This is a genomic window from Sphingomonas sp. ACRSK (genome assembly GCF_022346685.1).
Classification (GTDB): domain Bacteria; phylum Pseudomonadota; class Alphaproteobacteria; order Sphingomonadales; family Sphingomonadaceae; genus Sphingomonas; species Sphingomonas molluscorum.
In genome coordinates this window covers 116,330-136,231 of sequence record NZ_JAKRNR010000004.1, presented here as the reverse complement: position 1 = coordinate 136,231, position 19,902 = coordinate 116,330, and the positions used below count along the sequence as shown (strand labels likewise).

General features: G+C 68.6%; 16 protein-coding genes and 1 tRNA gene. 6 read left to right on the top strand and 11 right to left on the bottom strand.

Annotated features, from left to right (window positions below; genetic code table 11):
- Window positions 1-231 precede the first annotated feature (231 nt).
- A tRNA-Arg gene (locus tag MHZ35_RS03645) sits at window positions 232-308 on the top strand.
- 19 nt (window positions 309-327) lie between these two features.
- Here the strand turns inward: MHZ35_RS03645 and MHZ35_RS03640 are convergent.
- On the bottom strand, window positions 328-927 hold the full coding sequence (locus tag MHZ35_RS03640) for a phosphatase PAP2 family protein (RefSeq protein WP_239434426.1): 600 nt from the start codon (window positions 925-927) through the stop codon (window positions 328-330).
- 98 nt (window positions 928-1,025) lie between these two features.
- Here MHZ35_RS03640 and trmB point away from each other — a divergent pair, with 98 nt between their 5' ends.
- Together trmB and MHZ35_RS03630 are read left to right on the top strand one after the other, a co-directional pair.
- Entirely contained in the window at window positions 1,026-1,706 is a 681-nt protein-coding gene (gene trmB, locus MHZ35_RS03635; protein ID WP_239434425.1) for a tRNA (guanine(46)-N(7))-methyltransferase TrmB, read from the top strand.
- 8 nt (window positions 1,707-1,714) lie between these two features.
- Complete coding sequence (locus MHZ35_RS03630) at window positions 1,715-1,942, top strand: hypothetical protein (RefSeq protein WP_125959314.1); 228 nt, start codon at window positions 1,715-1,717, stop codon at window positions 1,940-1,942.
- A 208-nt stretch (window positions 1,943-2,150) separates the two neighbouring features.
- Here MHZ35_RS03630 and MHZ35_RS03625 read toward each other — a convergent pair whose 3' ends face one another.
- From MHZ35_RS03625 to MHZ35_RS03605, 5 genes are all read right to left on the bottom strand, one after another.
- Complete coding sequence (locus tag MHZ35_RS03625) at window positions 2,151-2,426, bottom strand: hypothetical protein (protein ID WP_239434424.1); 276 nt, start codon at window positions 2,424-2,426, stop codon at window positions 2,151-2,153.
- 57 nt (window positions 2,427-2,483) lie between these two features.
- Entirely contained in the window at window positions 2,484-3,959 is a 1,476-nt protein-coding gene (locus MHZ35_RS03620; protein WP_239434423.1) for an efflux transporter outer membrane subunit, read from the bottom strand.
- Window positions 3,956-7,177, bottom strand: coding sequence for an efflux RND transporter permease subunit (locus tag MHZ35_RS03615; RefSeq protein ID WP_239434422.1), 3,222 nt, complete (start codon window positions 7,175-7,177; stop codon window positions 3,956-3,958). Before MHZ35_RS03615 ends, MHZ35_RS03620 begins: the two co-directional genes overlap by 4 nt.
- A 6-nt stretch (window positions 7,178-7,183) precedes the next feature.
- Window positions 7,184-8,386, bottom strand: coding sequence for an efflux RND transporter periplasmic adaptor subunit (locus MHZ35_RS03610; RefSeq protein WP_239434421.1), 1,203 nt, complete (start codon window positions 8,384-8,386; stop codon window positions 7,184-7,186).
- 221 nt (window positions 8,387-8,607) lie between these two features.
- Window positions 8,608-10,362, bottom strand: a complete 1,755-nt coding sequence (locus tag MHZ35_RS03605; protein WP_239434420.1) for a M28 family metallopeptidase — start codon at window positions 10,360-10,362, stop codon at window positions 8,608-8,610.
- A gap of 106 nt (window positions 10,363-10,468) precedes the next feature.
- Between MHZ35_RS03605 and pepN the strand changes: the two genes are divergently transcribed.
- Both pepN and MHZ35_RS03595 read left to right on the top strand, forming a co-directional pair.
- Entirely contained in the window at window positions 10,469-13,075 is a 2,607-nt protein-coding gene (pepN, locus tag MHZ35_RS03600) for an aminopeptidase N (RefSeq protein WP_239434419.1), read from the top strand.
- 32 nt (window positions 13,076-13,107) lie between these two features.
- Window positions 13,108-14,799, top strand: coding sequence for a dipeptidyl-peptidase 3 family protein (locus tag MHZ35_RS03595; protein ID WP_239434418.1), 1,692 nt, complete (start codon window positions 13,108-13,110; stop codon window positions 14,797-14,799).
- Between the two features lie 40 nt (window positions 14,800-14,839).
- Here MHZ35_RS03595 and MHZ35_RS03590 read toward each other — a convergent pair whose 3' ends face one another.
- From MHZ35_RS03590 to pyrE, 5 genes are read right to left on the bottom strand one after another with little or no spacing between them, the layout of a single operon-like run.
- Window positions 14,840-15,937, bottom strand: coding sequence for an AI-2E family transporter (locus MHZ35_RS03590; protein WP_239434417.1), 1,098 nt, complete (start codon window positions 15,935-15,937; stop codon window positions 14,840-14,842).
- A complete protein-coding gene (gene lepB / locus MHZ35_RS03585; protein WP_239434416.1) occupies window positions 15,934-16,803 on the bottom strand; it encodes a signal peptidase I in 870 nt (289 codons plus the stop codon). The genes MHZ35_RS03590 and lepB overlap by 4 nt, the downstream gene beginning before the upstream one ends.
- Entirely contained in the window at window positions 16,800-17,219 is a 420-nt protein-coding gene (gene acpS, locus MHZ35_RS03580; protein WP_239434415.1) for a holo-ACP synthase, read from the bottom strand. The genes lepB and acpS overlap by 4 nt, the downstream gene beginning before the upstream one ends.
- Window positions 17,216-17,944 (bottom strand): pyridoxine 5'-phosphate synthase, encoded by a 729-nt coding sequence (locus tag MHZ35_RS03575; protein ID WP_239434414.1) that lies wholly within the window; start codon window positions 17,942-17,944, stop codon window positions 17,216-17,218. The genes acpS and MHZ35_RS03575 overlap by 4 nt, the downstream gene beginning before the upstream one ends.
- Window positions 17,941-18,525: an orotate phosphoribosyltransferase gene (gene pyrE / locus MHZ35_RS03570; protein ID WP_239434413.1), complete on the bottom strand. Its 585-nt coding sequence runs from the start codon at window positions 18,523-18,525 to the stop codon at window positions 17,941-17,943. Before pyrE ends, MHZ35_RS03575 begins: the two co-directional genes overlap by 4 nt.
- 165 nt (window positions 18,526-18,690) lie before the next feature.
- Here pyrE and coxB point away from each other — a divergent pair, with 165 nt between their 5' ends.
- Window positions 18,691-19,899 (top strand): cytochrome c oxidase subunit II, encoded by a 1,209-nt coding sequence (gene coxB / locus MHZ35_RS03565; protein ID WP_239434412.1) that lies wholly within the window; start codon window positions 18,691-18,693, stop codon window positions 19,897-19,899.
- Window positions 19,900-19,902 lie beyond the last annotated feature (3 nt).

The following is a 19,902-nucleotide window of genomic DNA, read 5'->3' as shown; positions in this document are numbered from 1 at the left end:
CGCGAGCATCACTGCGGGTAGTCCATCCCCCGCGTAGGCATGGATCCAGGGTCTGACAGGCTCAAGGAGCGTCGCGCTTGACCCTGAACTCCCGCCTTCGCGGGAGCACAGGGACAGGCTTGTTAAGGCCAGCCGCGCCGACTCCTCGCACTACGATGTCGAAAAATTGGGCCGTTCGACACCGAGGGGCTTGCGCCCGAGTCCGGGGGCGGATAGGGGACCGCCTCCCAAGCGCCCGTAGCTCAGCTGGATAGAGCATCAGACTACGAATCTGAGGGTCGGACGTTCGAATCGTTCCGGGCGCGCCATTTTTCTACATCCGCATCTTCACGCCGACGGCACCCGCTCGGGCGCCACGTCGGGGAAGATCCGCGCGACCAGCGCTTCCGAACCGACGCCGATCGCTGCTCCTGCGAGGACGTCGATCGGAAAATGCGAGCCGGTCGGCAGTTGGAGCGCGCCGGTCGCCACCGCCGCCGCATAGGCGGGACCGCTCGCGCCTGGATATTCCCGCAGGATCGCGCGGCTTACCGCCATCGCCCCCGCCGTGTGGCCGGAGGGGAAGGAATTGTGCGGCCCCTCGTTGCGGTCGCCCCGTGTGAGCCGGTGATCATGGTCGCTGCTGAACAACCGCGGCCGTGCGCGATCGATCCTGCGCTTGATCGCGGCCTTGATCGCCGTGGCCGCGAGATGGCTGGCCAGCATGCGCGCGCCCGTGCGTGCGAGGCGGCGATCGCCCCGTGCCGCACCGACAACCGCCGTGCCGATCGACAGCGCGATCAGCGGCGGCTGGTCGGCAAGCTCGCGCACCAGCTTCAGCGCTCGCACCACGACGTGGTCGTGCCATTCGGCAGCGGCGTGCCCTGCCTTGATGTCGACGCGCTCCAACTCGTGCGCCAGTGCCTTGCCCGTCCTGCCCTTGCTCATTCGTCGCCTTCCATGGGTGCGCACGAACAACCCTTCGGAGCATGGCAAGCTCCATCGGCGCTTGGAGCCCGGGCACGGGGCGGCTACAGCCCCGCGCCATGACCGATCCGACCTCGATCCGCCGCCTCTACGGCCGCCGCCAGGGACACAAGCTGCGCCAGGGCCAGGCCGCGCTGGTGGAAGACCTGCTCCCCGTCGTCAGCATCCCCGACGAAGGTCCGCTGGACGCACAGGCGCTGTTCGGCGACATACGTCCGCTGGAGTTCGAGATCGGCTTCGGCGGCGGCGAGCACCTCGCAGGCCAGGCGGCGATGCGCCCGGACCATGGCTTCATCGGCTGCGAGCCGTTCCTGAACGGCGTCGTCGGCGCGCTCAACCACATCCGCGACGGCGAGCTAGAGAACGTCCGCCTGCACATGGGCGACGCGCTGGAGGCGCTTGAGCGGCTGCCCGACGCCAGCCTGGAGCGCGTCTACCTCCTCCACCCCGATCCCTGGCGCAAGGCGCGCCATGCCAAGCGCCGCATGGTCAACGACGGCCCGCTCGACATGATCGCCGCCAAGCTGAAGCCCGGCGGCGAGTTCCGCCTCGGCACCGACGACCCGACCTATTGCCGCTGGTCGATGATGGTAATGCGCGGGCGCCGCGACTTCGCGTGGCAGGCGGAGGCGGCGCAGGACTTTCTCACCCGCCCGGCCGACTGGCCGGAGACGCGCTACGAGCGCAAGGCGCGGCGCCAGGGGCACGAGGTCTGGTACTTCCGCTACCTGCGGCTATGAACGCCGGCATGACCGCTGCCGACCTGCTGGACCTGTTCGTCACGACCCTGGTGCGCGATGCGGGCGGCACGCGTCGGCACTGGCGGCTGGTGATCGGCCAGGTCACCGTCCACAGCCTGGACACGCACGCGCACTGCAACTGGTCGATCCACCCGTCGGGCAACGCCGCCGCGGTCGAGGCGGTGGAGCGCGTCGCCGACGATCTGCGCGAGCGGCATCCGATCGTGCGGGGATAGGTCAGGCACTCCCTTTCCCCTCTTCCGTTTGTCTCGGGTAGCCGTGGAGCCCGTCGAGACCGCGTATCGAGAGGCCGGTTGCGGGGCATCTCTCGATACGGGCTCTCGACAAGCTCGATCCCTACTCGAGACAAACGGGAAAGTGTCGGCTCGGCCTTCAAGTGGATGCCGATGCCGGCTCACCGCTCCGGCCGGCCGAAGCGCGGTCTCAGTCCGTGTTCGACCCCGTCCCGGCATTGGCGTTGGCGCCTGTCTTGCCCTCGCCTTCGCTGCCCTGGCCCGGACCGCGATAGTCGATGTCGGTCTGGCCGCCATGGCCCAGGAAGCCGCTCTGCTTCTCTTCCTTCCCCGTGTGGGGGTTGGGATAGGCGCCACCGCCGCTCTCGCCTCCGGCGTTGCGGCCGTTCACCCGCTCCTGGTCGACGCCGTCCTGGCCCTCTGCCACGCCCTTGCCGGCTGCCTGCATCGGCTGCTTGTCGCTCATGGTCCGTCTCCTCGGGATCTCTCCTTTCCGAACCAGTGCCGGCGGCGAGGGTTCCGTTCAGTCGGCGGGCGTGGCCGGGATCGGCCCCTGTTCCGTCGCCTCCAGCAGCGTGTCGCCGCCAAGGGTACGGTACAGGGTGACGCGGTTGCTCGCCGCCACCAGCCGGGTCTGCACCAGGGTGCGCTGCGACTGGTAGAGCGATCGCTGCGCGTCGAGGCTCGCGAGGAAGGTGTCGATCCCGCCCCGATAGCGCGCCTCGGTCAGGGTGAAGGTGTCCTCGGCGGCCGCCGTCTGCGCCTCGGTGGCGCGCAGCTGCTCGCCGATGGTCCCCTGCCGGGCGAGGGCGTCGGACACTTCGCGGAAGGCGATCTGGATGGTCCGCTCATATTCCGCGAGCAGGCCTTCGCGCTGCGCCTCGGTCAGCCGGACGTTCGCGCGGGCGGCCCCGGCCTGGAAGATCGGGTAGGCGACCGAGGGTCCCGCCGAATAGGTGAAGGCGCCATTATCGAACAACGAACCCAGCGCATTGCTGGCGAGCCCCAGCACCGCCGTCAGCGAGATGCGTGGGAACAGCGCGGCGCGGGCAGCGCCGATCTCGGCGTTGGCGGCGCGCAGCTGGTACTCCGCCTGCACCACATCGGGCCGGCGCAGCAGCACGCCGGAGTCGACGCCTGCGGGAAGCGCCCGGACGGCAGGCGCCGCCTGCTCGATGGTCTCCGGCAACAAGGCACGGTCGAACGGCGCACCGACCAGCAGTTGCAGCGCATTCACGTCCTGCGCGAGCTGGGTGCGCTGCTCCGCGACGTCCGCCTGGGCGGCGGTTAGGATCTGTTCGGCCTGGCGCAGATCGGTGCGTGGCGCGACCCCGCCCCGGAGCCGCGCGCGGGTGAGCGTCACGCTGCGCTCCGCACTGGCGGCCGTCTGCTCGGCGATGCGCAGCAGGCTCGTGTCGGCGGCATAGACGAGCCAGGCATCGGCAATGTCGGCGACGAGCGTCAGCCGCGTCGCGCGTGCCGCCGCCTCGGTCGCGAAATACTGGTTCTGCTGCGCGCGGGTGAGCGAGCGGATCCGGCCGAACAGGTCGAGCTCGAACGAGGTGACGCCCAGGTCCGCGCCGAAGCGGTCGCTCGTCCTCGCCCCGCTACCGCCTGGGTCCCCCGAGCTTCCACCGTCGGTGCCGCTGCCGGACGATTGCCCGGCACTGCGCGACCGGGTGTAGCTTGCCGAGGCATCGACTTGCGGGAACAGCTCCGAACGCTGGATGCGGTACTGCGCACGTGCCGCCACGATGTTCGCGGCGGCGATGCGCAGGTCGCGGTTGTTGACCAGCGCCTGGCCGATCAGCGTCTGGAGACGCGGGTCCACGAACACGTCGCGATAGCTCACCACCGGCAGGCTCGCCTCACTCTGGCGCAGATAGGCATCGCCCACCGGCCAGGACGCGGGCACCGCCGACGGCGGACGGACGTCCTCCGGGGCCATCGAACAGCCTGCCAGCAGCAGCGGCAAGAGCGCGGTCAGCCGGGCGTTCATGCCGCGGGTTCCTCCTTCGGCAGGTCCTTGGGCTGGTGACCGGTCGGCTTGCCGCGGAGCCTGGCAAGACCGTCGCGCACGCCGCGGCGCACCAGCACGAAGAACAGCGGGATGTAGAAGATGGCGAGGATCGTGGCCGTCACCATGCCGCCGATCACCGACGTGCCGATCGCGATGCGGCTGTTGGCGCCAGCCCCCGTCGACAGCGCCAGCGGCAGCACGCCGAAGATGAAGGCAAGGCTGGTCATCAGGATCGGACGCAGACGGATGCGTGCCGCCTCCAGAGCGGCGTCGATCACGCGCGCGCCCTTGCGCTCCGCCTGCTCGGCGAACTCGATCATCAGGATCGCGTTCTTGGCCGCCAACCCCATCGTCGTGAGCAGGCCAATCTGGAGATATACGTCGTTCTCCAGCCCGCGCAGCGTCACGAAGAACACGGCGCCGATCAGGCCGAGCGGGATCACCAGCAACACCGCGATCGGGATCGACCAGCTTTCATAAAGCGCAGCGAGGCACAGGAAGACGACCAGCAGCGACAGGCCGTAGAGCAGCGGCGCCTGGCCGGAGGACAGCCGCTCCTGGAACGACAGCCCGGCCCAGGCGACGCCGACACCCGGGATCTCGGCCGCAAGCGCGGCGATCCGCTCCATCGCCTCGCCCGAGCTGGTGCCCGGGGTGGCATCGCCCTGGAACTCGTAGGACGGCAGGCCCTGGAAGCGCGACAGCGTCGTCGGTGCCACGCCCCAGGAGGTCTGCGCAAAGGAAGAGAAGGGTGCCATCGACCCGTCCCCAGTGCGGACGAACCACTGGTCGAGATCGGAGGGCGCGGCGCGGTAGGGCGCATCCCCCTGGACGTACACCCGCTTCACGCGGCCACGGTCGATGAAGTCGTTGACGTAGCGGCCGCCCCAGGCGGTCGACAGGGTGGCGTTGACGTCGCTTTGCGAGAGACCCAGCGCGGAAAGCTTGGTCTGGTCGAGATCGACCTGCAGCGTCGCGACGTCGGGCAGTTCGGTCAGGCGCACGCCCGTCAGCTTCGGATCGGCGGTTGCGGCCGCGAGCAGCTTGTCGCGCGCTTCTGCGAACGCCTCGGCGGACATGCCGCTGGTGTTCTGCAACTCCATGGTGAAGCCGCTCGATTGACCGAGACCCCGGATCGCCGGCGGGATCAGCGCATAGACCTGCGCGTCGCGCAAGCCGCGGAAGGCGGCACCGGCACGGGCGACGATCGCGTCGGCGCTGTTTTCCTTGCCCTCGCGCTCCGACCAGTCGACGAAGTTCATGAAGCCCTGGCCGGTGTTCTGGCCGGCCGCTCCGCTGCCGCCGCCGCTGACCGTCAGGATGGTGCGAACGTTCTTGCCTTCGTGCTTGAGCAGGTAGTCCTCGACCGCCCGCTGCACCGCCTCCGTACGCCCGCGCGTCGCCCCGGCCGGCAACTGGTAGCGTACCAGCGCCGCGCCCTGGTCCTCGGTCGGCAGGAAGCTCGTCGGCAGCCGCAGGAACAGCAGCACCAGCAGCGCGAGAACGCCTGCATAGATCAGCAGGAACAGCCACTTGCGGTTGATGACCCGCTGCACGCCGCCCTCGTAGCGCGCGACCATCCGTTCGAAGCCATGGTTGAAGCCATGGCGGGCGCGATCCGCCAGGCGGACGACGCCCGGGAAGCGGCGGGCGAACCGGCTGTCGCGCAGATGCTCGCCATTCTCGTCGCGCGGGTTCTGCTTGAGCAGCGTCGCCGTGAGCGCGGGGGAGAGGATCAGCGCCACCAGAACCGACAGCACCATGGCCGCCACGATCGTCACCGAGAACTGGCGATAGATCACGCCGGTCGACCCGCCGAAGAAGGCCATCGGCAGGAACACCGCGGAAAGGACGATACCGATGGCGATCAGGGCGACCTGGATCTCCTTCATCGACTCGATGGTCGCCTCGCGCGGCGTCATCTCGGGATTCTCTTCGAGCAGACGCTCGACGTTCTCGACCACCACGATCGCGTCGTCGACCAGCAGACCAATCGCCAGCACCAACCCGAACAGGGTCAGCGTGTTGATCGAAAAGCCCGCGAGATAGAAGACGGCAAAGGTGCCCAGCAGCACGACCGGCACCGCGATGGTCGGGATCAGCGTCGCACGCCAGCTCTGCAGGAACACGAACATGACGATGACGACCAGGATCACCGCTTCGATCAGCGTCTTGATCACTTCCTTGATCGACAGCTGGATGAAGGCGGTCGTGTCGTTGGCGTAGTCGTAGGTGTAGCCCTGCGGGAAGTCCTTGGCGCGACGCGCCACTTCCGCCTTCACCAGCCGGGCGGTCTTGAGCGCGTCCGCCCCTGGGGCGAGCGAGATGGCGACGCCGGCGCCGGGATGCGCGTTCACGCGGCTGAGCGAGCTGTAGTTCTCCTGGCCCAATTCGACGCGGGCGACGTCGCCAAGCCGGACGCTCGCACCGCTGCTCTGGGTCTTCAGGATGATGGCGCGGAACTGCTCGGGGGTCTGGAGACGCGCCTGCGCGGTCACGGTTGCGTTCAGCAGCTGGGTGTTCGGCTGCGGCTGCCCGCCCAGTTCGCCCGCGGCCACCTCGGTGTTCTGGTTCTGGATGGCGGTGATGACGTCGCCGGGGATCAGGCTGTAGCTCGCGAGCTTCGCCGGATCGAGCCAGATGCGCATCGCATATTGCGAGCCGAAGACGTTGGTTTCGCCCACGCCCTCGATGCGGCCGAGCGGCTCGACGAGGTTGGATTCGAGATAGTCGGAAACGTCGCCGTTGGTGCTGCGGTCGGTCTCGTCATAGACGCCGACGATCATCAGGAAGTCGGGGTTCGACTTGGTGACGCGCAGCCCCTGCTGCTGCACCTGCTGGGGCAGGCGCGACAGCGCTTGCTGGACCTGGTTCTGGACCTGCACCTGCGCGATGTCCGGATCGGTGCCCTTGGCGAAGGTCGCGCTGATCGTCACCTGCCCGCGCGAGCTGGACTGCGAGCTGAAATAGAGCAACCCGTCGATGCCGGTCAGCTGCTGCTCGATGATTTGGGTGACGCTGTTCTGGATCGTCTGGGCATTTGCGCCCGGATAGGTCGCGCGGATGTTGACCTGGGGCGGCGCGACGTCGGGATACTGCGCGATCGGCAGGCTGAAGATCGCGCCGATGCCCGCAAGCATGGTGATGATCGCGATCACCCAGGCGAAGATCGGGCGATCGATGAAGATCCGGGACATGCTGGCTCAGCCCCCCTTGGCGGAGGTGGCTGCGCCCGACTGGCTGCCCTGCTTGCCCTGGCCCGAGGGATTCCCCTGCGGCGGGGCGACCCGTTGCGGGCTGTCCGCAGGAACCGGGCGGACCTGGGCGTTGGGACGCAAGTTGCCGGTCCCCTGCACGATCACCTTGTCGCCGGGCTGCAACCCCTGGGTCACCACCCAATTGGTCCCCTGGGTCAGGCTGGTGACCACCTTGCGCTGAACGGCGGTATTGTTGGGCCCCACCACGAACAGCGTCGCCTCGCCGGCTGGGCTGCGGCTGATGGCGGGCTGCGGCACGAGGAAGGCCCGGCTGTTGATCGACTGGGCGAACACCGCGCGTGCGAACATGCCCGGCAGCAGCAAGCCGTTCGGGTTGGGGAAGCGGGCGCGCAGCGTCACCGTGCCGGTGCTGGGATCGACCAGCGATTCCGCGAACTCGACCGTGCCGGTCTGTTCATAGTCGCTGCCGTCCTCCAGCTTGAGCCGTACCGTGGCACGCCCCGGAGCGACGCCGTCGCGCGACAGCGAACGCCGCAGCGCGAGCAGCTCTGCGCTCGACTGCTGGATGTCGACAAAGATCGGATCGAGACGCTGGATCACCGCAAGCGGGTCCGCCTGGTTCGCGGTCACGAGCGCGCCGACGGTCGCGAGCGAACGGCCGATGCGCCCGGTGATCGGAGCCGGGACGCTGGTGAAGCGCAGGTTGATCCGCGCCGTTTCCAGCTGCGCCTGCGTCTGCGCGACCGAAGCCTGGGCCTGGCGCGACGCTGCGGCGGCGTTGGTATATTCCTGCTGCGAGACCGCTTCCATCCGCGCCAGCGGGCGCAGCCGCTCCGCATTCACCCGGGTCGCCTCGGCGTTGGCACGGGCGCTCTGAAGGTTCGCCTGCGCTTCCAACACGGCGGCGCTGTAGATGCGGGGGTCGATCTCGTAGAGCGTCTGCCCGCGCCGCACGATCGAACCTTCGGTGAAGAACCGGCGGCGGATCACACCCGCGACCTGGGGCCGCACCTCCGACTGCTCATAGGCGGTGACGCGTGCATTCAGCTCGACGGTCTGGGCGACGCTGGTCGGCTGGACCACTACGAAGCCGACCTGTGCCGGCCCGCGTGCGCCGCCGCGCCCCCCGCCCTTTTCCTGCTCTTCCTCATGCGAGCAGCCGACAAGCAGCAGAGCCGCCGCAAACATGGGAAGGGTCGCGCGAGAAAAAGCCGGGTGCATAGCGAAAGCCTGGTCGTTGCACGACACCACGGCCGAGGCCGCGGCTACGCGCCGGGGATACGGGCGGCCCCGCACGGAGCAGCCGGACGCAGACCCGGAGCTGGCGCTCTGGGCATCGCTGGCCGCCCGCCGAGGCGCTGGGCAAGGACGAGGCCTTGTTAGCCGTCGCCTCCGCGGGCTGGCAATCGCTACTTTGTAACCGATTGTCGCAGGTTAGCGCGTCCCTTGGGCGCTTCTTCCTTGAGCGCTTCGACGGGCTCGACCGCGCCGATGCCGCCGTAGAGCGTCCCGAAGAAGTCGCCCCGGTTCCAGACCGGCCGTTCGGGCGCATCGGCGATGTCGCGGGCGATCTGGTAGTTCACCTTGATGAAGCGGACGCCGGATTCCCAGTCGATCGCCGGGTCCTGCACCACCTCGTCGGAGGGCTGGTGGTAATGCTCGGCAAAGAACTTCTCGACCGCAGCCTTGCCCGCGCCGGCCTCACCGGGCCACAGGAAGACCGAGGGGATGCCCTGCTGCACGAAGCGGTAATGGTCGGAGCGCACGAACAGGCCCTGCTCCGGCATGGGATCGGGCGAGAAGCTCGCACCCGCCATCGCGGCCGCGCGGCGCACGATCGGCCCCAGCGTCGAACGGTCTGCGCCGAACGCGATCACGTCGGTGAACTTGTAGGTGATGATCGGCATGTCGAGGTTGACGTTGGCGACCAGTGCCGACTTCGCGATCGTGGGATTGTTCGCGAAATAGTCGGAGCCGACCAGCCCCTTCTCCTCGGCGGTGACCGCCAGGAACAGGACGCTGCGCCGCGGCGGCTGCCCGGAGGCCTGGAACCGTTTCGCCTCCTCGATCAGCGAGGCGACGCCGACCGCATTGTCCATCGCCCCGTTGTAGATGCTGTCGCCCTTCACCGCGGTACCGACACCGACGTGATCCAGGTGCGCGCTCAGCACGACCACCTCGCTCCCCACTGCGGGATCGCTTCCGACCAACAGCCCAGCGACATTGTAGCTGGTGAAGGGCGTGCTGGTGGTAGTCATCCGCACGGACAGGTTCTTGTGCAGCGGGATCGCCTCGAACCGTTCGGGGCCCTTGAGCGCGGCCGCCACCTGTTCCCAGCTGGTTGAGGCGCCCGCGAAGAGCTTGGTGGTCGCGGCCTGGCTGAGCATGCCTAGCGTCGGCGTGGAAGGTGCAGGGACATTGGCGATGCCGTTGCGGTTCACCCAGGTGACGCGCGGCTGGTTCCAGCTCTCGGCCAGCTTAGCGAAGGGCCGCTGCTTGGCCGCCTCCGGCGTCTCCAGCGTGACGATGCCCACCGCGCCCTTGGACATGGCGATCGCGGCCTTGGTGGCAGGGCTGCCGAAGTGGGCGCGCTCCTCTCCGTTCAGGCCGTCGGGCGTTCCCGGCACGATCGCCACGATCTTGCCCTTCACGTCCACGCCCGAATAGTCGTCGCGACCGATGCTCGGCGCGACCAGGCCATAGCCGACGAACACCACTGGCGCGTCGACCGCGACCAGCGGGGCGGCTGGGTTGCCGGCCGGGATATAATCCTCTCCGAACACCAGCGGGTCGCCGCCGATCGCAACACCACCCTTGTCGGCCGGCTTGTAGCTCAGCAGCGGCACCTTCTGCAGGTAGCTGCCCTGGTCGCCCGCCGGCCGCAGCCCAGCCGCATAGAATTGCGACGCCACATAGCTGGCGGCGATGTCATATTCCGGCGATCCCGCCTCGCGCCCGCGCATCGCGTCGGAGGCGAGGAACAGCACATGCGCCTTCATCGCCGCCTGGTCGGCGGGCAGCGGCGCGTTGGCCGCGGCATTGCGCTGGGCGACGTCGGTAGCGGCCTGCGCGGCGGGTGCAGGCTTGGCCTTCTGGGCCAGGACCGGGGATGCGATCGGAGCGGTGGCGACGAGGGCGACGAGCGGCAGGACGGTACGGAGCATTGGAATCCTTGGCGTCGAGGGCATATGGGTCGGCTATGCAGCGGGCCGCGGTGCGACGCAATCACGCGCGCACTCAGGCCCCGACCGCCTCCGCAAGGGTTTTCCGATGGCCGACGCACTCCGTTCCCCCGACCAGCCTCCCGCGCCGATCCTGCGCAGCGACTATCGCGCGCCGGACTGGCAGGTGTCGGAGATCGCGCTGGAGTTCGACCTCGATCCGGCACGCACGGTGGTGCGCGCGAAGCTGCACGTGACGCGCAACGGCGACCACGACCGGCTGCTCCGCCTCGACGGCGACGGGCTCGAGGCGCTGTCGGTGGGGATCGACGGCGTAGCCGGCAGCAACGACCGGTGGCGCATGGACGGCGACGCGCTGGTGATCGACCTCGACGGCAAGGCCCATGTCGTGGAGACGGAGGTCGCGATCGCGCCGGAGCGCAACACCCAGCTGATGGGCCTCTATGCCTCGGGCGGGAACCTGTGCACCCAGTGCGAGGCGGAAGGCTTCCGCCGCATCACCTTCTTCCCCGACCGGCCCGACGTGCTCGCGCGCTATTCGGTGCGCATGACCGCGGACAAGGCGCGCTTCCCGGTGCTGCTCGCCAACGGCGACCCGATCGCGCACGGCGACCTGGAAGACGGCCGCCACTGGGCCGAATGGCACGACCCCTTCCCCAAGCCCTCCTACCTCTTTGCGCTGGTGGCGGGCGACCTGGTCGCCAACCGCGCCACCTTCGTCACGGCAAGCGGACGCGAGGTGCAGCTCGCCATCTGGGTGCGGGAGAAGGACCTCGCCAAGACCGATCACGCGCTCGACGCGCTCAAGACGTCGATGGCCTGGGACGAGCGCGTCTATGGCCGCGAATACGACCTGGACGTGTTCAACATCGTCGCCGTCGACGACTTCAACTTCGGCGCGATGGAGAACAAGGGCCTCAACATCTTCAACTCGCGCTACATCCTGGCCGACCCGGATACCGCGACCGACCACGACTATGACGCCATCGCCGCCGTCGTGGCGCACGAGTATTTCCACAACTGGTCGGGCAACCGCGTCACCTGCCGCGACTGGTTCCAGCTGTCGCTGAAAGAGGGCTTCACCGTCTTCCGCGATCAGGGCTTCTCCGCCGACCAGGGCTCGGCGGCGGTCAAGCGGATCGAGGACGTACGCTCCCTGCGCGCGGCCCAGTTCCCGGAGGACGCGGGTCCGCTCGCGCATCCAATCCGCCCGGACAGCTATCTGGAAATCTCCAACTTCTACACCGCCACCATCTACAACAAGGGCGCGGAAGTGGTGCGGATGCTCCACACCATCCTCGGCCCGCAGCGCTTCCGCGCCGGCACCGATCTCTATTTCGAACGCTTCGACGGCACCGCCGCCACCTGCGAGGACTTCGTCTCCTCTATGGAGGAGGCGAACGGGGTGGACCTCGCGCAATTCCGCCGCTGGTACTCGCAGGCGGGGACCCCGCGGGTCACCGCCACGCTGGAGCACGAGCCGGGCGGCGGCACCGCGACGCTACACCTCGCCCAGGCGGTTCCGCCCACGCCCGGCCAGCCGCACAAGCTGCCGATGGTGCTGCCGCTCAAGCTGCGGCTGTTCGGCGGCAACACCGGCCGGCCGCTCGGCGACGAGCAGCTGGTGTTGCTGTCGGACGCGGAGGCGACGCTGCGCTTCGAGGCCGTCACCGAGCGGCCGGTGCTGTCGATCAACCGCGGCTTTTCCGCACCGGTGATCGTGGACACGAACCGGACGCCTGCGGACCTGGCCTTCCTCTCAGGCCACGACGACGATCCCTTCGCGCGCTACGAGGCGATGCAGCAGCTGATGCTCGACACGCTGGTCGCGTCGGTGGCGAGCGGGCGTGGCGACCATGGCGCGGTGGTGGATGCCGTGCGCGAGACGCTGCGCAACCCGGAGCTCGACCGCGCCTTTGTCGCGGAGGCGGTGCTGCTTCCTTCGGACAATTTCATCGGCGACCAGCTCCCGATCGTCGATCCGGACGCAATCTTCCGCGCGCGGGAGGCCCTGCGCCGCGACATCGGCCGCGCCCTCGAACGCGACTGGCGCCAGGCCTATGAGGACACGCGCGGCGGTGCGTTCGAATATTCGCCGGAGGCCAAGGGCAAACGCCGCCTGAAGACGGTGGCGCTCGGCTATCTCGCCGCCTCGGGTGCCCCCGACATCGGCGAGCTCGCCTTCGCCCAGTTCGAGCAGGCGGACAACATGACCGACCGGCAGGGCGCGCTGATGACGCTGGTGAACGGCCCCTGGGACCAGCGGGTCGCCGCGCTCGACATCTTCTACAATCGCTACCGCGACAATCCGCTGGTGCTGGACAAGTGGTTCTCGACCCAGGCGCTGTCGACCCGCGACGACACGCCCGAGCGGGTGGAGGAACTCGCCGGCCACCGCGACTTTACCCTGGCCAACCCCAACCGCGCGCGCGCGCTGGTGGGTGCGTTCGGGGTCAACCAGCGCGCCTTCCACGCAGCCGACGGCCGCGGCTATCGCTTCTTCGTGCAGCAGCTGATCGCGCTCGATCGGCTGAACCCGCAGACGGCGGCCAAGATGATGCCGCCGCTCGGCCGCTGGCGCCGTTTCGATCCCGCCCGACAGCAGGCGATGCGCGCCGCGCTGGAGCAAATCCTCGCCTCGCCGGGTTTGTCCAAGGACATGCTCGAGCAGGTGAGCAAGAGCCTCGCCGCCTGATCTCCTGGATTTCACGACCAAGGTTGTTTGTTATGCGTCTTCCGCTTCTCGTTGCCCTCCTTGCCACCACCGCCTGCACGCAGGCGCAGAGCGTTTCCCCGCAGTCCACGACCGCGTTGAAACCCATCCCGTCCACGACCGAGGACGACGGCTATTCGGTGGAGGCGCAGCGGGCCAAGATCGCGCGGGTCGACATTGCGCCCGACACCGGCTTTCTCTCGGCGGAGGAGCGCCAGGTGGTGAACCTGCTGATCCAGGCATCCGACCTCATGACGCCGATCTACCTGCGCCAGCGCTCGGTCCACAATCCGGAGACGCGGCTCGTGATTTCCCGCATGCGCCGAGCGGATCAGCCACTGATCCTCGACTGGTTCGATGCCAACCTGGGCCCGTGGGACGACTTCGCCGAGCTGCGCCCCTTCTGGGGGGACCAGCCGATGCCGGAGGGTGCAGGCTTCTACCCCGAGGACCTGACCCGCGAGGAGTTCGACGCCTATGTCGCCCGGCACCCGGCGGAGAAGGCAGCGCTCACCAGCCTCTACACGGTCGTGCGGCGCGACGGCACCAAGCTGAAGGCGGTGCCCTATTCGGTGGAGTATCGCGAATGGCTGGAGCCGGCGGCCAAGCTGCTCGAGCAGGCGGCGGCCGTCACCACGAACCTCAGCCTCAAGCGCTTCCTCACCCTGCGGGCCAAGGCGTTCCGTACCGACGACTATTTCGAGTCGGAGCTTGCGTGGATGGACCTGAAGGACACGCCGATCGAGGTCGCGATCGGGCCGTACGAGGTCTACACCGACCGGCTCTATGGCGCGAAGGCCGCGTTCGAGAGCTTCGTGACGATCAAGGACCCTGAGGAGTCCGCCGCGCTCGACAAGTACAAGCATTACCTGCGCGACATGGAAGCGAACCTGCCGGTCGACGCGCGCTACAAGAACTTCACCCGCGGGTTCGAGTCCCCGATCGCAGTCGCCGAGCAGGTGCGCGGCGGCGGGGACAACGAGCATGGCGGCCGCACCATCGCCTTCAACCTGCCGAACGACGAGCGGGTGCGCGAGGCCAAGGGCGCGAAGAAGGTGATCCTCTCCAACGTGCTGGGCGCCAAGTACGACCGCATCCTGGCCCCTATGGCGCCGCTGGTGCTGGTGCCGGATCAGGCCGGGCTGGTCGCCAAGAAGTACATGCAGCTCGAGACCCTGTTCCACGAACTGTCGCACAGCCTGGGGCCGGGCAACATCACGCTGAACGGCCGCAAGACCAGCGTGAACGCGGAGCTGAAGGAACAGGCCTCGGCGCTGGAAGAGGCCAAGGCCGACGTGATGGGCGTGTGGAACATCCTGTTCATGATGAACAAGGGCGAGCTGCCGATCGCGGAGAAGCCGCAGCTGTTCTCGACCTATCTGGCGGGTGTGTTCCGCGCGATGCGCTTCGGCACGGCCGAGGCGCATGGCCGTGGGGCGGCGATGCAGTACGGCTACCTGCGCGACAAGGGCGCGTTCGCCTGGGATGCGAATGCCGGCCGCTTCCGCATCGACGACGCCAAGATGGAAGCGGGGCTGCGCGACCTGCTCCGCGACATGATCGTGGTGCAGGGCAATGGCGACTATGCCGGCGCCAAGGCGATGCTGTCGCGCTGGCAGCAACTCGATGCCGATGCGCAGAAGGTCGTCGGCACCATGGCCGCGATCCCGGTCGACATCCAGCCGATCTACCCGACCCGCATCTGACCGGATGGGGAGGCGTATTCATCGCCTCCCCTCTTCCGCCTCAAGCCTGTGCTTGCGCTTCGTCTTCTTCGTTCATCCGGATGCCTGCCTTGGCGGCACGCTCCGACTCCCGCTCCAGCGCGACCTTGATCATCGCCACCATCGGATCGGCGAGCGCCAGGCCCAGGATGCCGAACAGCGTCGATGCCAGGATCTGCGAGGACAGCGTCAGCGCCGGCGGCAGGTCCACCGTGCGGCGGGCCACGATCGGCAGCAGCACATAGCCGTCAAAGGTCTGCACCACGAAATAGATGACGATCGCCCACAGCCCGGTGTCGACGCCGGCGCTGAAGCCCACCGCCACCATCAGCACGCCGCTGATGAACGCGCCGATGTTGGGGATGAAGGCGAGCAAGCCCGTGATGATGCCCAGCAGCAGCGCCATGGGCACGCCCGCGATCCACAGCAGCAGCCAGGTGAGCACGCCTTCGAACAGCATTCCGGCCAGCCGCCCTGCGAGCAGCCGGCGCATGGTCGTCGCCATGCGGTTGATGGTGACGGCGAACTCGGCGCGATTGCCGACGGGCACCATCCACTGAAGGCCGCGGTCGTAGATGCGCGGCTCCATCGCGACGAACAGCCCGATGACCATGATCATGAACAGGCTGGTGAACGCGCCGAACACCGTGCCGACCGCGGAGGTGAGCCGGCCCACCGATCCCATCGCCTGCTGGACGATCCCGCTCAGATCGGATCGCCCGGGCATCAGGCCCATGCCGTTCGCCCAGGCGATCAGGCGGTTGCCCTGCACTTCCAGGGTAGAGCGCAACTGCTCGGCCTGGGCGGCGATCTGGACTCCGGTGAGGTAGAAGGTGCCGAGGATGAAGGCGAGGGCCAGCAGCACGACGATCATCAGCCGCAGCCCGCGCCCGATCGGCAGCACGCGCCCGAGCAGCCGCACGCCGCCGTCCAGCATCGCGGCGAACACCAGCCCGCCGAAGATGATGAGCAGCGGCTGGATCAGCAGCACAACCAGGCCGGCGGCGATCGCCAGGCCGAACCAGACCGAGGCACGGCGCAGCTCCGCCCGCACCAGCGGATCGCGCAGCTCGTTCGGGCCGGGCGCGCGCTCGACCTCCACCCCGTCGTGCTTGCTCATTGGGCGCGTTCCGGATGCAACGAGGTTCCCGCACGGCCACTGCGCAGCGAGGACCACCAGGTCAGCGGATTCAGGCTCGTCGTTCCGTCGAGCGAGAAGGTGATGAACTCGGCGCGACCGCCGATGTTTTCCCAAGGCACAGGACCGCCCAGCCCCTGGTCCACCAGCGAGAAGCGGCTGTCGGCGCTGTTGTCGCGATTGTCCCCCATCAGGAAGACGTGGTCGGCAGGCACCGTGATCGGCCCGAAATTGTCGCCGATCGAGCCCTGTACCGCATCGATCGTGTCATAGGATCGCCCGTTGGGCAGCGTCTCGCGATAGATCGGCAGGCGGCAGAATGCTTGGCCCGCTGCATTGCGCACCTGCGCATCGGGATACTGACCGGCGGGGCAGTGGGTGTTGGCGTCGACCGGGATCATCCGGTCGCCGGCCGCATGCCGCTCGACCGGCTTGCCGTTGAGGTAGAGCATGCCGCCCGACACCTGCACCCGGTCCCCCGGCAGGCCGATCACGCGCTTGATATAGTCCGTCTTGGTGCCCGGCGGCGTCACGATCACGACGTCGCCACGTTCCGGCAGGCTGCCGAACAGCCGGCCGTGGAAAAAGGGCAGCAGGTGGAAGGCGGGGGTGACGAACGAATAGCCATAGGGGTATTTGGTCACCACCAGGCGATCGCCGACCAGCAGCCCCGGCATCATCGATTCCGACGGGATGTAGAAGGGCTTGGCCACCAGGCTGTGAAAGCCGAGCACGGCGAGGACCAGCACCAGCAGGTTGCGGATCTCCGCCCCCCAGTCTGTGGGTCGACGCGTCGTTTTGGACGGCTGGTGGGTTTCGGACGGCAGCGCCAGGTCCTCTCCGGTCATCGGACTTCCTGCTGGGCGCCGGGCAGCGCCTCGATGATAACGAACGCCTGCGCCCAGGGATGGTCGTCGGTGAGCGTCAGGTGAATCTTGGGGACGAGCCCCGGCGGGATCAACGCATCGAGCGCCGCCTTGGCTCCGCCCGAAAGCGCCAGCGTCGGCGCGCCCGAAGGCGCGTTGACCACGCCGATGTCGCGCATGAACACGCCGCGGTTGAAGCCGGTGCCGACCGCCTTCGAAAAGGCCTCCTTGGCGGCGAAGCGCTTGGCGAAGGTCCCGGCGCGGGTGAACGGCCGGCGTGCGGCCTTGGCCTGCTCCACCTCGGTGAAGACGCGCTGGATGAACCGCTCGCCGAACCGGTCGAGCGAAGTCTGGATGCGCTCGATGTTGCAGAGGTCGGAGCCGAGCCCGACGATCACCGCGCCGCGTCCATCAGCGCGCGCATCCGCGCGACCACGGGCGCGAGCCCGTCGAAGATCGCCTCGCCGATCAGGAAGTGTCCGATGTTGAGCTCGCGGACCTGCGGGATGGCGGCGATCGGCACGACATTGTCGAAGGTCAGGCCGTGGCCGGCGTGCACCTCGATGCCGTTCTTGGCGGCCAGCGCCGCGGCGTCGGCAAGCCGCTTGAGTTCGGCTTCGCGGGCCGCCTCGTCCAGCTCCGCATAGCGGCCGGTGTGGAGCTCGACCACCGGGGCACCCAGCCGCACCGCGGCGTCGATCTGCGCCGCCTCGGGCTCGATGAACAGCGACACGCGAATGCCCGCATCCCGCAGCGCCGCCACCATGGGCGCCAGGGCGTCGAACTGGCCCGCCGCATCCAGCCCACCCTCGGTGGTGCGCTCCTCGCGCTTCTCGGGCACGATGCAGGCGGCATGGGGACGATGGCGTAGCGCAATGCCGAGCATCTCCTCCGTCGCCGCCATCTCCAGGTTCAGCGGCACCGGCAGCTCGGCAGAGAGGCGCGCGATGTCGGCATCGGTGATGTGGCGGCGATCCTCCCGCAGGTGCGCGGTGATGCCCTGGGCACCGGCTTCTGCCGCCAGCAGCGCCGCGCGCACGGGATCGGGATAGCCGCTGCCGCGCGCGTTCCGGACGGTCGCGACATGGTCGATGTTGACGCCCAGGCGGATCGGCCCTCTCACGTCGCAGCCCTGCTCCCCGGCTTAATCGCGGGGATCGCCGCCAGTTCCGGCGGCAGCGCGTCCGCCTCGTAGCTGGGGACCTCCAGCCGGATGAGCGGGTAGAAGGGCACGCCCAGATCCGCCTGGCCGTTGGAGCGGTCCACGAGTGCCGCAGCCGCGACAACCTGGCCGCCCGCCGCGCGAATCGCCGCGATCGCTTCGCGTGACGAGAGGCCGGTGGTGACGACGTCCTCCATCATCAGCACGCGCGTACCCGGATCGAGGCGGAAACCGCGGCGCAGTTCGAACGTGCCGGTCGGCCGCTCCAGGAACATCGCGGGGCGGCCCAGCGAACGCCCCATCTCGTGCCCCGCGATGACGCCGCCCATGGCGGGCGAAACCACCGCGTCGATCGCGCTGCGCACGTCGCTCGGCAAGCGCGCGACGAGTTCGTCCGCCAGTCGTGCACCGCGCCTGGGATCCATCAGCACGCGCGCGCACTGGAGATAGCGTGCGCTGTGGCGCCCGGAAGAAAGAATGAAATGCCCTTCCAGCAGGGCCTCGGCCGCGCGGAATTCCGCCAGGATGTCGTCGTCTGTCATGGTCGAGGCTCTCTCTAGGCGCAGCCGTGCGGCGCGGCAATCGGCGCGGCAAAAAGAGCCGGTACGCGCTTGAGGCACGGCAAAACGCTGCCTATACCCCTCAGCTGGGCCTTTTTTCGGGGTTCCGGATGCGCAAGCCCGCGCGACAAAAACGGGTGGATGGGGATGCGAATGGCTGGAATGGGGCTTTCCGGACTGAAGCTGGCCTTGCTGGGTGCCAGTCTGGCGCTGGCAGCGGGCGGCCATGCGACGACGCCCGCGGTGCCGGCGAGCACGGGCACGCAGGCAGCGGCACCGCAGGTGGGAGCGCCGCCTCCCGGATCCGCAGAAGCCCAGCCCGACGGCAGCGTCACGCCTCCGGCCACTGCCGGTGCGGCCCAGCCGGCCGGAGCCGTCGCCGATCCCACGCTCAACGCCGACGGCAGCCCGAAGCTTCGCCCGACCGAGAACAAGGGCCAGCCGAGCCCGCGCGTGCTCGGCATCCAGAACCAGGTGACGCCCAACGGCGAGGAGGCGGCCCGCTTCCACAACAACCTGCTGATGCCGGTCGTCACGCTCATCGTCCTGCTGGTGCTCGCGCTGCTCGTGTGGGTGGTGATCCGCTATCGCGCGGCCGCCCACCCCAAACCGTCGCGCACCTCGCACAACACCACCATCGAGATCCTGTGGACCGCGGTGCCGGTGCTGATCCTGGCCGTGTTCGCCGTTCCCTCGATCCGGCTGCTCGCCCACCAGTTCAAGCCTGCGCCCGACAACGCCGTGACGCTGAAGGCGATCGGCAACCAGTGGTTCTGGACCTACGAATATCCGGACAACGGCGGCGTGTCGGTGACCGCCAACATGCTCAAGGAGCGCGACCAGGTCGCGCCCGGCCAGCGCTACCGTACCGATGCCGACGGCCCGCGCCTGCTCGCCACCGACAACCGCATCGTGCTGCCGGTCGGCATGCCGATCCGGCTGATCACCACCGCCAACGACGTGATCCACAGCTGGGCGATTCCGTCCTTTTGGGTGAAGCTCGATGCGATCCCCGGCCGGTTGAACGAGACCAGCTTCACCATCAAGGAGCCGGGCGTCTATTTCGGCCAGTGCTCCGAACTGTGCGGCGCGCGCCACGCCTATATGCCGATCGCCATCGACGCGGTGTCCCCGGCCGAGTTCGCCGCCTGGATCCGCGCCAAGGGCGGCACCATGCCGGGCGCTGCCCAACCCTCCACCGCCGCGCCGGCGCAGCCTTCGGCCGATCATGTCGACGACACCGCGACCCCGCCCACGGGCGGCGACGGTCCGACCGTCAACGCGACCGAAACCGCCACTCCCGTCACCCAGGGCGCAACCGGCAACCCGGCCGGCGCCGGCAACGTGGATCAGTAAGCC